Origin of the sequence: Burkholderia singularis (assembly GCF_001718875.1) — a bacterium.
Lineage (GTDB): Bacteria > Pseudomonadota > Gammaproteobacteria > Burkholderiales > Burkholderiaceae > Burkholderia > Burkholderia singularis.
Genome location: NZ_CP013449.1, coordinates 1,088,909 through 1,110,515 on the forward strand (window position 1 = coordinate 1,088,909; position 21,607 = coordinate 1,110,515).

Sequence of the window (21,607 nt, forward strand, 5' to 3'; positions counted from 1 at the left end):
GAGTCAGGCCAGCGCGAGCCGAGCCAGCACCACGTCAACCACGCTGCGGGGCGCGTCCTTCACGAAGTAATGCCCTCCGTCGATCTCGCGCACTTCGACCGCGCCCGCGAAGTGCCGCCGCCACGCGTCGATCTCGGCGGCGGTGACGACGTGGTCGTGCGTGCCGCCGAGGATCGTCGCGGGCACTGCCAGCGGCGCACGCGCCTCGTGCGCATAGGAGTTCAGCAGCGCGATCTCGGCCCGCAGGCTCGGCAGGAAGACGTTCAGCAATTCACTGTCCGCAAGAACCTGCTCCGGAATGCCGCGCAGACGCTTCAACCCCTCGATGAATTCCGCATCCGGCAGGCCCGCGATGTCGCCGACGGGGTTGTGCAGATGCGGCGCCGGATATGCGGCCAGGAACAAGTGCTCCGGCGCGGGCGCCTCCGCGTCTCGCAACGCATGCGCGAGGCCGAACGCCAGCAGTGCGCCGAGGCTGTGCCCGTAGATCGCATATGGCGTGTCGAGGCGCGGCAGCAGCGCATCGCGCAGCGCGTCGACAAGCTCCGGATAGAGGGAATGCGCCGCTTCGGCGTGGCGCGGCGGCCGTCCCGGCAACTGTAGCGCCTGCAACTCGATCTCTTCGGGCAGGTGACGAACCCAGCCGGAAAACACCGAGCCGAGGCCGCCCAGGAACGGGATGCAGAAGATCCGCAGACGCGGCGCATGTGACGGTCGCGGCACGAGAAACCACTTGCCCGCGTCCGCCGCCGACACCGGCGCGGCAACGGGCTGCGCTGGCGCGGCTGCCGAACGGTCCGATGCACCGAGCTGCCGCGTCAAAAACTCGGCAAGCGCGCCGACCGTCGGATGACGCCACAACACCGCGGACGAAAGCGGCAAGCCCACTTCGCTCTCGATTCGGTTACGCAGCTCGAGGCCCGTCAGCGAATCCAGCCCGGCCTGCGCAAAGGTCGTCGCGGGCGTCAGCGCGGCTTCCGGCACTCGCAGCACCGCGGCAGCATGCCGGCGCAACAGGGCCTGGATCAGCTCACGCCGCGTCGCCGGCGGCGCGTCCTTGAGGCGCGCCTGCGACGCGCCGCTGCCGGGTCGCGCAGCGGCGCCGTCGCGCACCATGTCGAAGCGAGGCTGGGCCGCCACCGTAGGAGAAGCGTCGAGCCAGCGCGCGGCGTCGAACGGGAATACGCCGACCACGGGCTCGTCGCGCTTCATCAGCATGCCGAGGTAGCGGTGCGACTCGCCCGTCGTCAGGCTGGCCGCGCCGCGTTCCGCAAGGCGTGCGCCCCGCTCGCCGCGAACCGCCGCGAGCCCGGCGTCCGAGAATGGCCCCCACTGGAGGCTAAGCGCCGGCAGCCCCTGCGCGTGCCGCCACGCGGCGAGCGCATCGAGGCACGCGTTCGCCGCGGCATAGTTCGTTTGCGACGGCGAAGGCAGCAACGCCGCTGCCGACGAATAGAGGACGAAATGATCGAGCGCTCGCCCGGCGGTCAGCTCGTGCAGGTGCCACGCGGCGTCGGCCTTGGAGCCCAGCACGCGCCGGTACGCGTCAGGCGTCTGGGTGTCGACCAGCCCGTCGTTCAGCACGCCAGCCAAGTGGTACACGCCGCGCAGCGGGCCGAAATCGGCGTCGATCGCGTCAAGCTCACGTGCAAGGTCCGCGCGCGATGTCACATCGATCGCGACCGTCCGCACTTCGGCGCCCTGGCGCCGCAATTGCTCAGCCTGTGCCTGCGCCGCCGCACCCGCGGCCGAGCGCCCCATCAGCACGATTCGCCGCGCGCCGTTCTCGACCAGCCAGCCGGCGAGCGCCGCGCCAAGGCCGCCCGTGCCGCCCGTGATCAGGTGGGTGCCGCGCAGCAGCGGCGCGGGGCCGCCCGGCTCGGCGACGACCCGTTCGGGATCCTGCATGGTCAACGCCAGCTTGCCGACGTGCTGCGCCGCCGCCATCCGCCGAAACGCCTCGCCGGCGCGGGACACCGGCAGCACCGTGGTAGGCAGCGGCGCAAGCTCGCCCTGCGCGAATGCGTGCAGCACCCGCCGGAACAGCGCGGCGAACTGCTCGGGCCGTTCCCGTTGCAAGCCGCCCAGGTCGATCGCCACGAAGCGCAGCCGCTTCTTGAAGTGGCGCATCGACAGCCGGCCGTCCTCGTAGATGTCGCGCTTGCCCAGCTCCAGGAACCAGCCATCGGCGGCCAGCACCCGCAGGTTCTGCTCGATCGCTGCGCCCGCGAGCGAATTGAGCACGACGTCGACCCCACGCCCGCCGGTCGCATCGAGCGTCGCGCGCTCGAACGTCGCGTTGCGCGAATCGAACACATGCCGCACCCCGAGTTCGCGCAGCAATTGGCGCTTGGCCTCGCTGCCGGCTGTCGCGAACACCTCCGCGCCGAGCGACAGCGCAAGCTGCACGGCAGCCAGCCCCGTGCCGCCCGTCGCCGAATGGATCAGCACGCGCTGCCCCGTGCGCAGCGACGCGACCTCCTTCAGCGCGTACCATGCGGTCATCGATGCGATCGGCAACGCGGCCGCCTGTGCAGCCGACAGCGCGTCGGGCTGCGGCGCCACCAGTGCCGCGTCGACGCACGCGTGGCTCGCGAAGCAGTGCGCGCCGATCGCAATCACCCGCTGCCCGACCTGCATGGCCGATACGCCCGGACCGACGCGCGACACAACCCCGGCGCATTCGCTGCCGAGCGCGATCGAGCGCTCGCCGCCGGCGAGGAAAAAGCCCATCGCACGCATCACGTCCGCGAAATTGAGCGCGGCCGCGTCGATTTCGATCTCCACCTCGCCGGCCTGCGGCTCGACGCGCGGCGCCGCCCGCAGCTTCATTGAACTCAGCGCGCCCGGCCGGTCTATCTCGACGCGATAGGGTTCGCCGGCAAGCCGGCCGACCGGCTCGCGCTCTTCGCCAAGCGGCCGGCGCGCGAACCTGCCGACCCAGCGCGCCGCGCGCAGCGCGACTTCCGTTTCGGCGGACCCGCCGGCAAGCTCGTCGGCCAGCCGCTCCGCCTGTGCGTGCGCGTCGCCCGGATCGACATCGATGCAACGCACGTGCCATTGCGCATGTTCCGCCGACAGCGCGCGCGCCAGCCCCCAGAGGCCGGCATCGCCCAGCGCCGCGCAGGCCGGCGCGGATTGGCCGGCGACGGCCTGCGCGCCGGCCGATACGAAGCTCAGTCGCGGCGCCTCGCGGCCGTCGAACGCGGCAAGCACGGCCTGCACGAGACCGAGCGCATCGATGCTCGCGCGGATCGCCGGCTTGCCGCCGGCGTCGCCCGCGAGCGCACGCTCGACGCTGTCGCCGATCCAGACGATCGAGCGCACCCCGCGCTCGTCCGACTCCGCCCATGCACGCAACTCGGCCGCCGGAAACGGCGTGCCGTCGCCGGACCTCCAGCGCAGCAGCGCCGCGCCGCCGAGACGCGCCTGCAGCCGCTCCAACCACGCGCCGGATGCGTCGCGGCAAGCAGCGACGATCAGCCAGGCGCGCGGCTCGGCTTGCGTGTCGGTCAGCAACGGCTGCGCGATCCATGCCTGGCCGTGCAGCCAGCGGCCCTGCGCGGGCAGCGCCGCTTCGGCGCGATCGGGGCTCAGCGCGCGCAGCCCGACGATCCGCGTCACCACGCGCCCCGCCACGTCCCACACGACCAGATCGGCCGTCGACGCGTCGCCGTCGAGGGCGCGCACCCCATGCACCCAAGCGGGTGCGCCCGCGCCGGCGGCGATCACGACCCGTTCGACGGAGACCGGCACCCGGGCCGGCTCGCCGTGCCGGCAGCCGAGCCAGGCCAGCCCGTGCAGGCATGCATCGAGGTTGAATGCGTCCGGCTGCGTGGCGCCGCCATCGGCCAGCCGCGCGACGAACGCATTGTCCGCCCACCAGAGCCGCTCGACGCAGCGAAACCGCGGGCCGTATTGCAGGCCCATCCCGTCGAGTGCGTCATACAGCGTCGCACCATCCACCTCGTCGCGCATGCGCGCCTGCGCGTCGGCGAAGCCCAGCTGGGCGCCGTCATCCGCTGGGCCGCTCGCGCGGCTCACGCGGCCGCCCGCATGCTCGACCCAGCGATCGTCGCGCTCGCTGTCGCGGCTGCTCACGCGCCAGCCGGCCGCGTCGGGCGACTCGTCGACCATCACGAGTTGCAGCGGCCTCGGCTCGATCGCGTCATCGGGCAATGCCAGCACCTGTCGGAACACGACATCGGTGACCGCCAGATCCTGCTGCGGCCAGCGCACTTGCGCGACCTGCAGCGCCAGCCGCAGGAACCCCGTGCCCGGCAGCAGCGCGCTGTCGTCGACGCGATGCTGCGCGACCAGCGGATGCCCGACGCTCAGCCCGCCGTCGGCTACCATGGTGCCGGCCTGGCCCGCGATCGCGCGCGCGGCGTTGAGAATCGCGTCGGTGTGCCCGTCCGAGCCCGCCGCGCGCCGATAGGCGGGCAGCGGGAACTCGGCATGTTCCCAGCTGCGCGGCGGAATTTCGGCCACCCGGCCGGGCGCGCGCTCGACGTCGAGGCGCGCACCGTGCGCGAACAGCCGGCCGGCGGCCAACAGCGCCGTGCGCCCCTGCGGCGCGTCGTCGTTCATCGCGCACACGACGCAGCCGTCGACGCCTGCCTGCGCCAGCGCGTCCTCGATGGAGGCACTCAACGCCGGACGGGGAGAGATTTCCAGGAACAGCCGGTAGCCGCGCGTGATCAGTTTTTCGAGCGTCGGGTAGAGCAGTACGGGTTGCCGGAGATTGGCGGCCCAGTAGTCGGGCGTCAGCGTCGCGCCGTCGATCTCGTCGGCCGTCACCGTCGAATACAGCGGGATCTGCGCCGCGCGCGGCGAGATGGCGGCCACCCCGGCCTTCAGCGGCGCGAGCAACGGCTCCATGAACGCGCTATGCGACGCATAGTCGACCCGCAGCCTGCGGCAGAACACGCCGCGCGCCTGCCACGCGCCGACGAGCGCGTCGATCTCGGCTTCCTCGCCGGACACGAGCGTCGACGCCGGACCGTTGCAGGCGGCGAGGGTCACGGCGCGGCCTTCGGCCGCGACCCGCGCCTCGACCTCCGCGCGGCTCATCGCGAGCACCGCCATCGCGCCGCCCTTCGCCGTAACGCCGAGACGGCTGCGCTCGCACATGACGCGCGCGGCGTCGTCGATCGACAGCGCGCCGGCAACGGCCGCCGCGCTTACCTCGCCCATGCTCTGCCCGACGACTGCATCGAAGCGCACACCGAGCGCGCGCAAGTGCGCGGCCAGCGCGACCGCAACCGAAAACAGCAGCGGCTGGACGGTGGCCGCGTCGAGCGCCGCGAAGGCCGCTTCATCGGCGGCGAGCGCGTCGCGCATCACGCGCCCCGAATGGCGCTCGACCGCCTGCGCGCACTCGTCGAACGCACGCGCGAACACGGGGCTCGTCGCAATCAGCTCCCGCCCCATCCCGACCCATTGCGCGCCCTGCCCAGAAAACACCGCGACGACGCCGCACTCGCCGGGCAGCCGTTCGCCGCGCACGATCTCCGCGGGCGCTGCGCCGTCCGCGAACGCGTTCAGCTGCGCCGCGAGTTCGGCCGCGTCGCTGCCTGCGCCCGCGATGCGCAGCGCGCCTGGATTGCGCCGCGCGCGCGCAGTGTGACAGAACTCGCGCCACTGCGCGGGCGCATCGGCGAGGCGGCGCGCGAAGCGGCGCGCCTGGTCGCGCAACCCCGCCTCGGAGGCGGCACTCAGGAACACGGCATCCACGTCGCCGGGCAGGGGCGCCGCGGCCTCTGCGGGCGGCGGCTGCTCGATGAGCGCGTGCGCGTTCGTGCCGCTGAAGCCGAACGCGCTGACGCCAGCGATCCTGGTCCCGGACGGATTGAGCGGAAACGGCGTGGGCGCCGTCGGCACCCGCAGCCGCCCGGCCTCCCAGTCGAAATGCGGATTGAGTCCGTTCAGGTGCAGGTTCGGCGGAATCGTCGCGTGCCGCAGCGCAAGTACCGCGCGCAGCAGGCCGGCCAGCCCCGCGCCCGCTTCGAGGTGACCGATGTTGGTCTTCGCGGAGCCGACCCATAGCGGCAACGCACGGTCGATACCGTAAACCGCCGCCGCGGCGGAAAGCTCGATCGGATCGCCCAACTCGGTCCCGGTGCCGTGTGCCTCCAGGTAGCCGACGTCGCTCGGACTCAGCTTCGCGCGCGACAGGCACGTGCGCAGCAACTCGGTCTGCGCGAGCCGGTTCGGCGCGGTCAGTCCGTTGCTGCGCCCGTCCTGGTTGAGCGCCGTCTCCCGCACCGACGCGAGGATGCGATCGCCATCGCGCAGCGCGTCGCCCAGGCGCTTCAGGACCAGCACGACGCAACCTTCGCCGCGCACATAGCCGTCCGCGTCCGCAGAGAACGCGCGGCACCGGCCGCTCGGCGACAGCGCATTGAGCTTAGCGAGCGCCACCGAGGATTCCGGGCCGGCGCTCACGTGCACGCCGCCCGCAAGGGCGATGCGCGTCTCGCCCTTGCGCAGCGCCTGGCATGCCAGGTGCAGCGCGACCAGCGACGACGAGCAGGCGGTATCGATGCTGAGTGCCGGCCCCTGGAAGCCGAACGTGTAGGCGAGCCGCCCGGACGCAGTCGCGAGCGACGCGCCGGTTGCCGAGTAGGTGTCGGCGGCCTCGGTCGCGAAGCGGTGCACGAAATCGTTCGCGCAGATCCCGACGTAGACCGCGGTGTCGCTGCCGCGCAAGCCGTCGATGTCCAGTCCCGCGTGGTCGAGCGCCTCGTAAGTCACTTCGAGCAGTTGCCGCTGTTGCGGCTCCATGCGCTCAGCCTCCCGCGCGGAGAGGCCGAACGCGGCCGGATCGAAATGGTCCGCGCCGTCCAGCACCGCCATCGCGTCGCTGTAGACTTTGCCCGCCGCGTTGCGATTCCGGTCGTACAGGCCCGGGGCGTTCCAGCGCGCCTCCGGCAGCCGGGATACCGCATCGCCGCCGCTTGCCAGCAACGCCCAGTAACTGTCGAGATCGACGACACCGCCCGGCAGTCGGCAAGCCGCTCCGACGATCGCGATCGGCTCCGAGCGTTCGCGCTCGATAGCTTCCAGCTTGAGCCGGCTGCGTTCGAGCGCCGACAGCGCGCGCAACAGCGAAGAATCAGCACTCAATGCCGTCATCACAGATGTCCTTCCAATGCAGAGATTTCCCGCTCGAGCCTGGCGACCAGTTCGTCCGCGGACAGGTCGGTCAGCGCGGCCGGCACGGCCTCGTCCCGCACGTCGCGACGCGCGGCCTGCGCCGGGGCGGCCGCTGCGGCCGTCTTGCCCGCCTCGTCCGCCAGCGCGGCGAGATGCTCGGCGAGCGCCACGATGCTCGGGTAGTCGAACGCTATCGTCGGCGCCAGGCGCCGCCCCGTGAGCGCGCATAGCTCGTTGCGCAATTCCATCGCCATCAGCGAATCGAGGCCCAGCTCGCGCAACGGCATCTGCACGTCGAGCCGCGTTGACGGCCGAGTGCCCGTCACCTTGCGCACCGCCTGCTCGACCAGCATGCGCGGATCGACGTCGCGCCCCGGCGCGGCGGCCGCAGGCGACGGCGCGGCCGGAGGGTTGCCCACGTCTGCCAGCAGCGATGGGCGCACGGCGCGCGTCTGCACGACCGTCGCCCACTCGGCCGCGATCACCGCGACCTGGCTGTCGGGCGCGCTCAGCAGCCGCGCGAGGCTGGCCATGCCGCTCGCCGGTTTCAGCAGGAACTGGCCTTGCACGCGCAGCCGGCGCAGTGCGGCGGCCTCCATCGACCCCGCCATGCCGGCCCCGCTCCAGCCGCCCCAATTGACAGCGAGGGCCGGCAGGCCGAGGCGGCGGCGGTACTGGACCAGCGCGTCGAGATAGCCGTTGGCCGCCGCGTAGTTGCCCTGGCCCGCCGCGCCGAGCACCGATGCGATCGACGAGTAGACGATGAAGAAGTCCAGCGGCGTCCGACTGGTCCGCTCATGAATCCAGCGCGCACCGTCTGCCTTGGGCGCGATCACGCGGCCGTAGCGCGGCTCGTCGAGCGCGCTCAGCGGCGCGTCGTCGAGCGTGCCGGCGGCATGCAGCACGCCCCGCAGCGGCGGCCAGCCGTGCGCGAGCGCGGCGAACAGGCTGTCGACATCCGCCTCGACGCCGATGTCGGCTGGCGTCCAGCCGCACCGCACGCCGCGCGCCGACAGGTGTTCGAGCAGCGCGTCGAGCGCTGCGCTGCGGGTTCGGGAGACCAGCATCAGGTGCCGGGCGCCGCGCTCGACCAGCCATTGCGCGGCTTCCCGGCCAAGCGCGCCGCTGGCGCCCGTGACGAGGTAGGTCGCGCCGGCCGGCAACGCATCGGCGTCATCGTCCGCGACGCGCAGCACGATCTTGCCCACATGACGGCCCTGCGCCATCGTGCGGAACGCCGCGCGCGCGTCGCGCAGCGGATGGACCGTGCGCGGCAGCGGCTGCAACTCGCCGCGCGCGAACATCGCCTGCAGTTCGGCAAACAGCGCTTCGATCCGATCGTCCGGTACGTCGGCGATGTCGAAAGGCAGGTAGCGCGCGCCCGGATGATGCGCGGCGACGCGCTCCGGCGGCCAAATCTCCGCCTTGCCCATTTCCAGGAAGACGCCCGACGGGCCGAGCGCGCGCAGGCTTTCGGGGATGAAGTCGCCGGTCAGCGCGTTGAGCACGGCGTCGACGCCGCGTCCGCCGGTTCTCGCGAGAATCTCGTCGGCGAAGCCCGGGTTGCGTGAATCGAAGCGATGCTCGACGCCCAGCCGCTCCAGCACGCCGCGCTTGCCCGCGCTCGCGGTGGCGAACACCTGCAGGCCCATTCGTTGCGCCAGCTGGACCGCCGCGAGGCCGACCCCCGTGGCGGCGGCGTGAATCAGGATGCGCTGGCCGCGCGTGAGCCCGCCGAGCGCTGTCAGCGCGTAGTGCGCGGTCAAGAAAGCGACGGGTACGGTGGCTGCCGCGTCGAACGACCAATCGTCGGGCATCCGCGCCACGCAGTGGGCGTCGACGACCGCATGCGACGCGAAGCTCCCATCAGCCATCGCCATCACACGGTCACCGACCCGCAGCGTCGTCACGCCATCGCCAATCGCGATAACCACGCCGCTCAACTCGCCGCCGATTCCGCTCGCGCTCAAAGGCAGCTTGCCGAGCACACGCAATACGTCGCGAAAATTGAGGCCGGCGGCGCGCACCGCAACCACGACCTCGCCGCGTCCCGGCTGAGGCGTCTCGCAGGCGGTCAGCGCCAGCGACTCCAGCCGGCCGTCGGCCGCCGCCGCGAGCCGGTACGACGCTGCGCACGGCACGGCCAAGCTGTCGTCGCCGGCGGCCACCCGCAGCCGCAGCGCATAGCGGCGCGCACGCAGGCACACATCGGTCTCGCCGTCGGTGCGCCATAGCTCGGGCCACAGCGCGTCCGCCGCCGCGTCGTCCGACAGACCGCGCGCCAGGTCGACATTGGTGCAGCGCAGGTCCGGGTACTCGACCGCGAGCGTGCGACCCAGCGCCGCGATCGCGCCGGCCGCGGGCACGCCCGGCCCTGGTTCGTCGGCCGGCGACCACGCGCCGGCGGTCACGAGCCAGAGCTTGAACCCTGTTGCCAACGGCGCAGCGGCGAGCGCGACGGCCAATGCGCCGACGCGCGCGGCCACGCCAGCGATCGCCGTGCTGCCCGCCGCGACGTCCAGCTCCGGTACGACGCGCAGCGCGCCGCGCAACGGGCCGGGCGCGTCGCGCCATGCCGCGGCGATCGCGTCGCGCCCCGCCGTCTCGTCGACGCGCACGAGCGTCACGCCGGCACCGCCGCGCGCGAACCTTGCCTCGAGCGCGGCGCAACGCGCAGGCGGGCCCACGAGCAGCCAGACGCCTGCCGGATCGTCTGGCCCAACGGTTGCATCGATCGGTGCCCATTCGATCGCGTGCTCGGTCGGCTCCGCCGCCTCGGGCGCCGCGTCGAGCGCCGGTTCCGCGAGGCGGCGCAGCGTCATGCCGCGCACCTCCATCACCGGCGCGCCGTCGTTCGCGAAGAGGCGCAGCGTCGCGCGGATCGTGTCCGGCTGCGCGTCGTCATCTCGGTGCAGCCAGACGGCCACCCGCGACGCGGCAAACGGCCGGGTGTCGCGCGACAGTACGACCTCGTCGAACGCCAGCGGCACGAAAGCCCCGTCGAGCAGCTGATAGACGAGGCACGCGGCGGTCGCTTGGAGCGCGGCGTCGAGCAGGCCGGGATGCACCGCGAGCCCGTTCGTCGTCCCTTGGTCAACAAGGGTCGCCTCGGCGCGATACGCGCCGTGACGCACATCGGTGAGCGCCTGGAAACTGCCGCCGTAGCTCAGCCCGCGCCGCGCGAATTGCGCGCGCAGCGCATCGCCGGCCAATTGCCCGACGAGCGCGTCGTCGGCGGCGTCGAACGCCGGTGCGCCGGCTGCACGCGCGACCGGCGCCAGCTCGCCGCGTGCATGCTCGGTCCAGCCCACTTCGGCGCGCGCGGCGTCGTCTCGACTGTGGATCGCGAAGCGCCGCGCACCGTTTGCCGACGCGGAGACGATCAGCTGGATTACCCGGGTCTCATCTTCCGCGAGGCGCAGCGGCGCGCTCAACACCATGTCGCGCACGCCCGTCGCGATGCCGTCGCGCAGCGCATCGCACGCTTCGAGCGCGAGGCTCAGGTAGAAGCTGCCCGGCACGAGGATCGCTCCTGACAGCCGGTGGTCGCGTAGGAACGCGTGGCTGCGCGCGCTGCAACGCAGCTCGAACACGATCGAGCCGTCCGCGACGTCGACGCGCGCGCCGAGCCCGGACGCCGCGACGCCAGGCACACCGCCCGCGGTCTCGGCATCGTCCGGTTCCGGTTCGACCCAGTAGCGCTTGCGCTGGAACGGATAGGTCGGCAACGCGACCTTGACCGGTCGCTCGGCGCGATGCAACGACGCCCAATCCAGCGCCGCGCCGCGCACGTACAGCGCCGCCGCGCTCTCCAGCATCTGCTCCACCTCCCCGCGTCCCGGCCGCAGGCTCGCCAGCCACACCACCTCGCTGTCCGGCCCCAGCGTCTGCCGCGCCAGCGCCGTCAGCGTCGGCCGCGCGCCGATCTCCAGCACCGCGTCCACGCCCTGCGCCGCCAGCGCCTCAACCCCAACACCGAACCGCACCGGCGCGCGCGTATGCTCGACCCAGTACCCCGCCGTCCCCACTTCCGCCCCCGCCCCCGCCACCGCGCCGCTCACGTTCGACACCAGCGGCAACTGCGGCGCCGACAGCCGCGTCGCCTTCAGCACCGCCTCATACGCCTCCAGCATCGGCTCCACCAGTGGCGAGTGAAACGCATGCGAGCCCGGCAGCAAGTCCGTGCGCACCGCCTCCCGTGCCAGCCGCTCACGCAGCGCCTCGATCTGCGCCGACGCCCCCGCCACCACCTGCTGCGACGGCCCGTTCAGCGCGGCGATCACCAGCCCGCCGCCCTGCTCCGCCAGCCGCTCGCGCAGCGTCGCCGCATCCAGCATCACCGACAGCATCGCCCCGCCTTCGCAACGGCTGCGCATCAGCCGTCCGCGCCTTGCCACCAGCTTCAGCCCCGCCTCCAGCGTCAGCACCCCGGCCGCCTGCGCCGCCATGTACTCGCCCAGGCTGTGACCCATCACCACCTGCGGCGTCACGCCCCAGCTCTCCCACGTCCGGCGCAACGCATACCCCAGCGCAAACAGCGCCGGCTGCGTGTAGTCCGTGCGATCCAGCAGCGCCGTCGACGCCCCGTACAGCACCTCCAGCAGCCCCACCTCCAGCTCGTTTTCCAGCAGGCTCGCGCATTCGTCCAGCGCCGCCCGGAACATCGGCTCGCGCTCGTACAGCTCGCGCCCCATTCCCGCGTATTGCGAGCCCTGGCCCGTGAACAGCATCGCCAGCCGCGGCCGGCGGTTGCGGTACGCCCCGCGCAGCAGCGCCGGCTGCTCGCCCCCCTCGCCGAACGCGCGCAGCCGCGACACCAACTCCGCCCGCTCGCGCACCACCCATGCCGCGCGTTGCTCGAACGCGCTGCGCCCCGTGTTCGCCGTGTAGCAGATCGACGCCAGATCCGCCGAGCCCTGCTCCACGAACGATGCATAGCGCGTCGACAGCGCGCGCAACGCCTCCTCGCTGCGCGCCGACAGCGTCAGCACCTGCACACCGCGCCCCCCGCCCGCCGCTTCCCGCGCCACCTCCGGCGCCGACTCCAGAATCGCGTGCGCATTCGTGCCGCTGAAGCCGAACGAACTTACGCCGATCATCTTCAGCGGCGCGTCGGTTTCCGTCAGGCGCGTCGGCACCGCCAGCCTGCTGCCGGTCCAGTCGAAGCGGGGATTCGGATCCGCGAAGTTGAGGCTCGCGGGTACCCGCTGGTGCTGCAGCATCAGCACCGCCTTGATCAGCCCCGCGATGCCCGCGGCGGCTTCCAGATGGCCTATGTTGGTTTTCACCGAGCCGACCAGCAGCGGCCGCTGCGCAGTGCGCCCGCGCCCGTATACCTTCGACAGCGCGGCCAGCTCGATTGGGTCGCCGAGCGGTGTGCCCGTGCCGTGCGCCTCGACATAGCCGATCGCGCCGGCATCGACGCCGGCATCTTTCAGCGCGGCTTCCAGCAGGCGCTCCTGCGCCCGGCCGTTCGGCACGGTCAGCCCGCTGCTCGCGCCGTCATGGTTGATGGCCGTGCCGCGAATCACGGCCAGAATCCGGTCGCCGTTCGCGCGCGCGTCGTCGAGCCGCTTCAGCACGATCACGCCAGCCCCTTCGCCGCGCAGATAACCGTCGGCCGCCGCGTCGAACGTATGGCAGCGGCCGGTCGGCGACAGCGCCCGGATCTTGCAGCAGAACACCGTGGACAGGGGCGACAGCATCAACGCGACCCCGCCCGCGAGTGCCATGTCGCATTCGCCCATGCGCAGGCTCTGGCACGCCTCGTGAACCGCGACCAGACTGGCCGAGCACGCCGTGTCGACGAGCATCGTCGGCCCCTCGACGCCGAGCACGTAGGCGAGCCGGCCCGCCGCGATGCTCGGCGTGTTGCCAAGCCCCGCGTAAGCATCGACGCGCCGCGCGTCGCGGCCGAACGCGAGGCGCTCGTAGTCGTGCCAGCTCACGCCCATGAAGACGCCGCACGATGCTCCCCGCACCGCGCTCGGCGCGATCCCGGCATGCTCGAGCGCCTCCCAGCCCACTTCCAGCAACAGTCGCTGCTGAGGATCGAGGGACACGGCCTCGCGCTCCGAGATGCCGAAGAACGCCGGGTCGAAGCCGTCCACCGCGTCCAGAAAACCACCGCGCCGCACGTACATCTTGCCCGGCGCTTCCGGATCGGGATCGAAGAAGTGCTCGACGTCCCAGCGGTCCGCCGGAATCTCCGTCGTCACGTCCCGGCCGTTCGACAGCACGTCCCAGAACGCGCCCGGGCTTGCGACGTCGTGCGGGAAGCGGCAGCCGATGCCAACGATCGCGAGCGGCTGGCGCTGGGCGCGCTCGAGTGTCTCGACTCGCTCCCGCGCGAGCTTGAGCGCCTGCGCGATCCGTTGCTGCGTTGTAGTCACCTTGATGTCCCCATGTCTGTGCACGTGATGCTCAGCGGCGCAGCGACGCCTCGAGGCGCGCCAATTCCGCATCGACGTCGTCCGCCGCTTCGCCCGCCGCCTGCCCCTGACTCCCGGTCTCGGCCGCCGGCACCGGCTCGTCCACCACCGGCGCGCGTTCCGCCTTCAACCGCTCGAACAGGAAGTCAGCGCCGAGTTCGACGTTGCCGTAGTCGAACGCGAAGGTCGCCGGCAACGACAGCTGCAGGTCGCGCTGCACCTTGCTGCGAAACTCGACGGCGGCCAGCGAATCCAGCCCGAGTTCCAGAAAGCCGCGGGTCGGCGCGATCTCTTCAGCGGCGCGGCCGAGCATCGCCGCGATCTGCGCCTGCAGATAGGTCGTCAGCGCGTCGCGCAGGGCCGGCAGCGCCAGCGCGTCGAAGCGGTCGCGCTCGATGTGGGTCGCGGCGGGCGCGGCGTCGGCCGCCTCCTTCGGGAGCCAGTCAGCGAGTAGCTTGCGCACGCCTTCGGACGGTTCGGTCTGCGCATAGCGCTGCCAGTCGTCATTGCCGATCACGACCGTGGCCGCGTCGGCGCGCCGTGCCGCTTCGACGTACTTGAGGAGTTCGTCCGGCGACAGCGCCTGCAGGCCGCGCGCGGCCGCCTTGTCGCGATGCGCGCGATCGAGCGCGGCCGCCATCCCGACTTCGGCGAACGGCCCCCACTGGATGCTCGTGGCCGGCAGCCCGAGGGTGCGGCGGGCGCCGACGAGCGCGTCGAGGTACGCGTTCGCCGCCGCGTAGTTGCCCTGTCCGGCGGTGCCGAACAACGCGCTGATCGACGAGAAGCAGACGAAGCAGTCGAGCGGCGCATCGAGGCTCATTGCATGCAGGTTGAGCGCGCCCGCGACCTTCGCGTGGAACGGCACCGCGAACTCCGTCCAGGACTGGCCGCTCAGCACCCCGTCGCGTAGCGCGCCGGCTGCGTGGAAGATGCCCTTCAACGGCAGCGGGCCGGACAGCACGGTCTCGTGCCACGCGGCGCGCAGCGCCTCGAGATCGGCGACGTCGCAGCGGGCCAGGTCGACCGTGCAGCCCTGCTTGCGCAGCGTGTCGATCGCGTCGATTGCAGCGGCATCGGGGGCGCCGCGCGACATCAGCACGAGCCGCTTCACGCCGGCCTGCGCAAGCTGCTGCGCAAGGCGCAGGCCCAGCCCGCCCAGCCCGCCGGTGATCAGGTAGCTGCCGTTCGGCTCCAGCGGCGGTGCGTCCCGGCGGACCGGCTTCGCTCGCCCAAGGCGGGCGGCGTGCACCGCGCCGTCGCGAATCGCGAGCTGGAGTTCGTCCGGCGCGGCGTGCAGCAGCGGCGCCAGCGCGGCGGCCGGGTCGGCCGTCGCGGGATCCAGGTCGATCGTGCGGCAGCCCCATTCCGGATGCTCGGCGGCGACCACGCGCGCGAGCCCGGCCAGCGTCGCCTGAGCCGCGCGCTCGACGTTCAGCGTGCCGCCCAACTCTTGCGCGCCACGGGTGACGAAGTTCACGCGGGCCGGCCTGTCGACCTGCGCCAGCGCGCCAACGAGCGCGAGCGCGCCACCGCACAGCTGCGCCTGGACGGCGAGCGAATCGGCTGGCGCGTCGGCCCCGGCGCCGAGGTCCAGCGCGCGCAGATCCACGACATGCAGTGTGCCGTTGCCCGCACGCACGGCGACCGCGCGCAGCGTGTCGCGCCATGCCGCCTCGCTCGCCGGATCGGCCAGCGGCACGGTCAGGTCATCGTCGGGATGCGATGCCGCATCGATCCGCAGACAGCGCACCCCCGCGCCGCGCAACTGAGCGGCCAGCGCCGCGCTGATTCCCGCACCGTCGCCGGCGACCAGCACGCAGTCGTCGGCCGGCAGCGGCGAGGTCGCCAGGTCATCGAGGCGCTGCCAGCGGGTCGCGAACAGGCGATCCGTTCCGTCGCCCTGCAACAGCGCATGCACCGCGCTCCGATGCAGACGGCGCACCTCGAAGCCGCGCACGTGCGCGATCACACGCCCCGAGTCCTCGAACACCCGGATATCCGCGGTCACGCCGTTCTCCTCGCCCTCGCCCTGCCGGATGATCCGCGCATGGACCCACAGCCGATCGGTGGCGGGACGGCCGTACAGGCGATAGCTATCGATGCTGAACGGCACGTAGATGTAATCGGTCTTGAGCAACTCCTCGGTCGCGAACTGCCAGCAGCTGTTGAGCAGTTGGAAGCCGGATTCGACGAGACCGGCATGGAACGGCCCGTCGATCGGTTCGAGCAGCGCCGGCAGACGCGTGCGGCACAGCGCCTGCGCGTCACCCCGCCAGATCTCGTCGATCCAGCGGAACGAATTGCCCGTGTCCATGCCGGGAATCCACACTTTCGAATAAAAATCGGCGCCCGACAGGTAGTCCGCGCAGCGCGCCTTGACCGCGTCCAGCTCCGATGCGTCCGGGGCCGGCGGCAGCGCGCGCGGGCCTCGAATGCTGCGGGCCTCGACGTGGAGCGTCCACGCCGCGTCGTCGGCGGGATCGCGTTGCGGTGCGAGCGTGACCATCTCGATCGCATACGACTGGCCGGCCGCCGGCCGCATCACGATCTGCACCGTGCGCCGGCCGGCCTCGGGCATCACGAACGGCCGAAGGAACAGGATTTCGTCGACGACGCAGCCGGCTTCGCCGTAGACCGCTTCGGCTGCGGCCAGGAACATCGCGATGTGCGACGCGCCGGGCACGACCATCGCACCGAACAGGCGATGGTGGTCCACGTAGGCAGGCCAATCCGGACGGAATTCGGCCTCGAAACGGACCTCGGCCGAACGCGGCAGCTTCAGGCGCCGGCCGAGCAGCGTGTGCAGGCCGCCTTCGTCAGGCACCGCGTGCCGGTGCGCGGACGCATCGGCGTGCTGGCTCGCGTCGACCCAGTAGCGCTTGCGCTGGAACGGATAGGTCGGCAATGCGACCTTGACCGGCCGCTCGGCGCGATGCAGCGACGCCCAATCCAGCGCCGCGCCGCGCACGTGCAGCGCCGCCGCGCTCTCCAGCATCTGCTCCACCTCCCCGCGCCCCGGCCGCAGGCTCGCCAGCCACACCACCTCGCTGTCCGGCCCCAGCGTCTGCCGTGCCAGCGCCGTCAGCGTCGGCCGCGCGCCGATCTCCAGCACCACGTCCACGCCCTGCGCCGCCAGCGCCTCAACCCCAACACCGAACCGCACCGGCGCGCGCGTATGCTCCACCCAGTACTCCGCCGCCGCCACTTCCGCCCCCGCCACCGCGCCGCTCACGTTCGACACCAGCGGCAATTGCGGCGCCGACAGCCGCGTCGCCTTCAGCACCGCCTCGTACGCCTCCAGCATCGGCTCCACCAGCGGCGAGTGAAACGCGTGCGAGCCCGGCAGCAGGTCCGTGCGCACCGCCTCCCGTGCCAGCCGCTCACGCAGCGCCTCGATCTGCGCCGACGCCCCCGCCACCACCTGCTGCGACGGCCCGTTCAGCGCGGCGATCACCAGCCCGCCGCCCTGCTCCGCCAGCCGCTCGCGCAGCGTCGCCGCATCCAGCATCACCGACAGCATCGCCCCGCCTTCGCAACGGCTGCGCATCAGCCGCCCGCGCCTTGCCACCAGCTTCAGCCCCGCCTCCAGCGTCAGCACCCCCGCCGCCTGCGCCGCCATGTACTCGCCCAGGCTGTGTCCCATCACCACCTGCGGCGTCACGCCCCAGCTCTCCCACGTCCGGCGCAACGCATACCCCAGCGCAAACAGCGCCGGCTGCGTGTAGTCCGTGCGGTCCAGCAGCGCCGTCGACGCCCCGTACAGCACCTCCAGCAGCCCCACCTCCAGCTCGTTTTCCAGCAGGCTCGCGCATTCGTCCAGCGCCGCCCGGAACACCGGCTCGCGCTCGTACAGCTCGCGCCCCATTCCCGCGTATTGCGAACCCTGGCCCGTGAACAGCATCGCCAGCCGCGGCCGGCGGTTGCGGTACACCCCGCGCAGCAGCGCCGGCTGCTCGCCCCCCTCGCCGAACGCGCGCAGCCGCGACACCAACTCCGCCCGCTCGCGCACCACCCATGCCGCGCGTTGCTCGAACGCGCTGCGCCCCGTGTTCGCCGTGTAGCAGATCGACGCCAGATCCGCCGAGCCCTGCTCCACGAACGACGCATAGCGCATCGACAACGCACGCAACGCCTCCTCGCTGCGCGCCGACAGCGTCAGCACCTGCACGCCGCGCCCCCCGCCCGCCGCTTCCCGCACCACCTCCGGCGCCGATTCCAGAATCGCGTGCGCATTCGTGCCGCCGATCCCGATCGAACTCACGCCCGCCACGCGCACGCCGCCCTCGGGGCGCCACGCGCGCAACTGCGTATTGACGAAAAACGGGCTTGCGTCAAACGGAATGTCCGGATTGGTCTGCGTGCAGTGCAGGCTCGGCGGGATCTCACCGTGAAATACCGTGAGGACCGCCTTGATCAGCCCGGCGACGCCCGCCGCTTGATCGAGGTGGCCGATGTTGGTCTTGACCGAACCGATCGCGCAAAAGCCGACGTCCGCGGTCGATACGCGGAATGCCTGCGTCAGCGCGGCGATCTCGATCGGATCGCCGAGCGGCGTCGCCGTGCCGTGCGCCTCGACATAGCCGATCGCGCGTGGATCGATGCCGGCCGCCGCGTGCGCCTCCATGATCGCGGCCGCCTGGCCGTCGACGCTTGGCGCGGTGTACCCGACCTTGCCCGAGCCATCGTTGTTGATCGCCGTTCCCTTCACCACCGCATAGATCCGGTCCCCGGCCGCGAGGGCGTCGTCGAGCCGCTTCAGCACGACCACACCGGCGCCGCTGCCGAAAACGGTGCCCGCGCCCTGCCGGTCGAATGCGCGGCAGTGACCGTCGGGTGACGCGACCATTCCTTCCTGGTACAGGTAGCCGATGCGATGCGGAACGTGAATGCTGACCCCGCCAGCAAGCGCCGCATCGCACTCGCCGCGCAACAGGCTTTGCGCGGCCAAGTGTACGGCGACCAGCGATGTCGAGCAGGCCGTCTGCACGTTGACGCTCGGGCCGCGCAGGTTCAGCCGGTAGCTGACGCGTGTCGGCAGGTGATCCTTCTCGTTGCTGATGCGGATCTGGAAGGCCGCCGCCGGCGCCGAGTCGGATTCGAGCGGCGCGAGCACCGCCTTGTGATAGCCGCTCGCATCCGCGCCTGCGAATACGCCAATCCCGTCGCCCTCCTTCTGCGGATCGATGCCCGCATCCTCTAGCGCCTGCCACGCACATTCGAGGAAGATCCGCTGCTGCGGATCGAGCAGTTCGGCTTCGCGCGGGCTCATGCCGAAGAAGGTCGCGTCGAACGCGTCAATGTCGTCGAGTACGAAGCCCGCGCGCACGTAATTCGGATCGGCGAGCAGCACGGGCGAGACGCCGGCCGCGAGCAGTTCGGCCTCGCTGAATTCCGTGCGCGATTCAACGCCTTCGCGCAGGTTGCGCCAGAACGCGTCGACGCTCGATGCGCCCGGCACCCGCACTCCGATCCCGACCACCGCGACACTCGCCGAGCGCGCTCCCGCCCCGTCCCGGCTGCGTCCGCGCGGCCGCCCGGCGGCAACGGCCGGCAGGCCGTGCACGTCGAGATAGGCGGCCAGCCCGGCCACCGTCGGATTGCGGAAGAACTCGACGCGCGGCACGCGCATCCCGAACGCCTGCTCGATCTTCTGCTGCATCTGCAGCAGCAGCATCGAATGGCCGCCGAGATCGAAGAAATTGACGTCGACGCCCACCTCGGGCGTGCGCAGCACGTCCCGCCAGATCGCCTGCACGCGTTCGAGTGTCGATCCGTGCGCCGCGGCCTGCGGCGCGGGCGACACCGCGCGCGCGAGCGCCGGCAGCGCGTTGCGGTCAACCTTGCCGTTGTCGGTCAGCGGCACCCGCTCGATGGGCACGAACGCCGCTGGAATCATGTAGTCGGGTAGCGTGCGGCGCACACCGTCGCGCCACTGCGCTGAGCGGTCCGTGGCCGCGCCGTCGTCGTGCACCACGTAGGCGACGAGCCGCTGGTCGTGCTCGTCGAGGCGCTCGACGATGGCTACCGCCTGGCGCACGCCCGGCAGCGCGGTCAATGCGGCCTCGACGTCGCCCAGCTCGATCCGGAAGCCGCGCAGCTTCACCTGGTCGTCGAGCCGCGCGAGCCAGCGGATCGCGCCGCTCGCACTCGCCCGCACCAGGTCGCCGGTGCGATACAGCCGAACCGTGCGGCCGTCGTCGAGCGTCACTTGGACGAACCGCTCCCGCGTCAGTGAATCGCGGCCGTGGTAGCCGTCGGCGAGGCCCGCGCCGCCGATGTACAGCTCGCCCGCCACGCCGGGCGGCACTGGCGCGCCACGCGCGTCGAGAATATGCAAGTGCACGTTGCGCAGCGGCGCGCCGATCTCCACGAAGCCGTGATCGCGCACGTCGTGCCAGGTCGCCCACACGGTCGCCTCCGTCGGCCCGTAGACGTTGCACAGGCGGCCCACCAGCGAACGCAGCGCGCGGGCTAGCGGCTCGTCGAGCGCTTCGCCGCCGCAAACGGCGGTCAGCTCGGGCTTGCCGCGCCATTGCGCGGCGACCAGCATCCGCCAGGTGGCCGGCGTCGCTTGCAGCACGCGCGGCTGCGCCGCGTCGATCCGGCTCGCCAGCGCCAGCGGGTCCGCCGTTTCGTCGCGGCTGGCAAGCCACACGCGCGCGCCGGCGACCAGCGGCACGAACAGCTCCGCGAATGCGATGTCGAACATCGGCGTGGTCACGGCCAGCCACGTCTCGCCGGCCTGCAGGCCGCTGCGCTCGTGCATCGCGAGCAACAGGTTGACGGCTGCGCGATGCGCGACGCGCACACCCTTGGGCTTCCCGGTCGAGCCCGACGTGTAGATCAGGTAGGCGATCGCGGACGGATCGTCATCGCTGAAGTCAGCGCCCGCGCCGTCGGCGGGCACGCCTTCCAGCAGCGCGTCCAACGCCACCTGCGGACGCGCCTGCGCACCGCCGGCCGCCGCTTCGGCGATCACGAGCCGGACGTCGGCGTTCTCCAGGATGAAATCGCATCGCGCGGCAGGGTAGCCGGGGTCCAGCGGGACGTAAGCGCAGCCGGCCGTCATCACGCCGAGCAGCGCACTGAGCAAATCGACGCGACGCTCCACGCACACCGCCACGCGCTCGCCCGGCTGAATGCCGCGTGCGCGAATCGCGCGAGCGACCTGCGCCGCGCGCTGCAGCAGTTCGCGATAGCTCAGCCGCTGCGTCGCCGTTTCGACAGCAATCGCGTCCGGCGTGCGCGCGGCGGCCGCACGGATCAGCGCGCTGACCGTCAAATCGGGAATCTCCGCCACCGGGCCGCGCAGCGTGTCGCGCCATGCGGCGAGCTCATGCGCCGGCCACAGCGGCAGCTCGCCGATCGGCGCGTCCGCCGCGTCCGACAGCGCCGTTGCCGCGCCAAGCCAGCTCGTCAGCATGCCCGCGATCGTCGCGGCTTCGTAGCGATCCTCGTCGTACTCGCACTCGAGCGACAGCGCGTGCGCGCGGCGGATCAGCATGAAATTGAGTTCGCTGTCGACGAACAGCGCATCGGCGTCGTCCAGTGCCGCCCCGGACAGCGCCGCCTCGGCGAGATCGACGGGCAAGCCGGAGAACGATACCGTCACCTGGGCAGGCGCGCGCTCGGAGTCGTGCGGCGTGCGCTGGTCGAGCGCGCCGCGGGTCGCGCGCAGCAGCACGTCGGCCGGCGCGTCCGGCGCGACGCCGAGCGTCAGGCGCGTTCGCGCCGGTTCGTCCAGTGCATCAGCATGCGTGATCAGGTCGAGCGGCACGCTGCACTGGTCCGCGTAGCGGGCGAGCATCATGCCGAGCGCCGCGAGCCAGAGCGTCGTCTCCGCGTAGCCGCCGTGCCGCGCGCGCGCGCCGGCCGCCTCAGCCGCCGCCTCGGGCACGGACATGTCATGGCGCATCCGGCGGTAGCGAAGCGTGACCGGCGCGGGATAGTCCCGCGGCAGGTCGAGCGGGACGGACGTGTACGTCGCGGGCTTGGTCGTGTGTACGTTCATGGTC

At 72.1% G+C, this 21,607-nt stretch carries 3 protein-coding genes; all 3 read right to left on the reverse strand.

All coding sequences use genetic code 11. The features are described from left to right. Window positions 1-3 precede the first annotated feature (3 nt). From AQ611_RS20450 to AQ611_RS20460, 3 genes are read right to left on the reverse strand one after another with little or no spacing between them, the layout of a single operon-like run. Window positions 4-7,137 (reverse strand): type I polyketide synthase, encoded by a 7,134-nt coding sequence (locus AQ611_RS20450; RefSeq protein ID WP_069235855.1) that lies wholly within the window; start codon window positions 7,135-7,137, stop codon window positions 4-6. Then, window positions 7,137-13,550 (reverse strand): type I polyketide synthase, encoded by a 6,414-nt coding sequence (locus AQ611_RS20455; RefSeq protein WP_069235856.1) that lies wholly within the window; start codon window positions 13,548-13,550, stop codon window positions 7,137-7,139. The genes AQ611_RS20450 and AQ611_RS20455 overlap by 1 nt, the downstream gene beginning before the upstream one ends. Window positions 13,551-13,581: 31 nt before the next feature. Continuing rightward, window positions 13,582-21,603, reverse strand: a complete 8,022-nt coding sequence (locus AQ611_RS20460) for a type I polyketide synthase (protein ID WP_069235857.1) — start codon at window positions 21,601-21,603, stop codon at window positions 13,582-13,584. Between the last annotated feature and the right edge of the window lie 4 nt (window positions 21,604-21,607).

Coding starts and splice junctions, on each gene's coding strand:
- AQ611_RS20450 (WP_069235855.1), bottom strand. CDS start 7,137: ATGACGGCATTGAGTGCTGATTCTTCGCTGTTGCGCGCGCTGTCGGCG.
- AQ611_RS20460 (WP_069235857.1), bottom strand. CDS start 21,603: ATGAACGTACACACGACCAAGCCCGCGACGTACACGTCCGTCCCGCTC.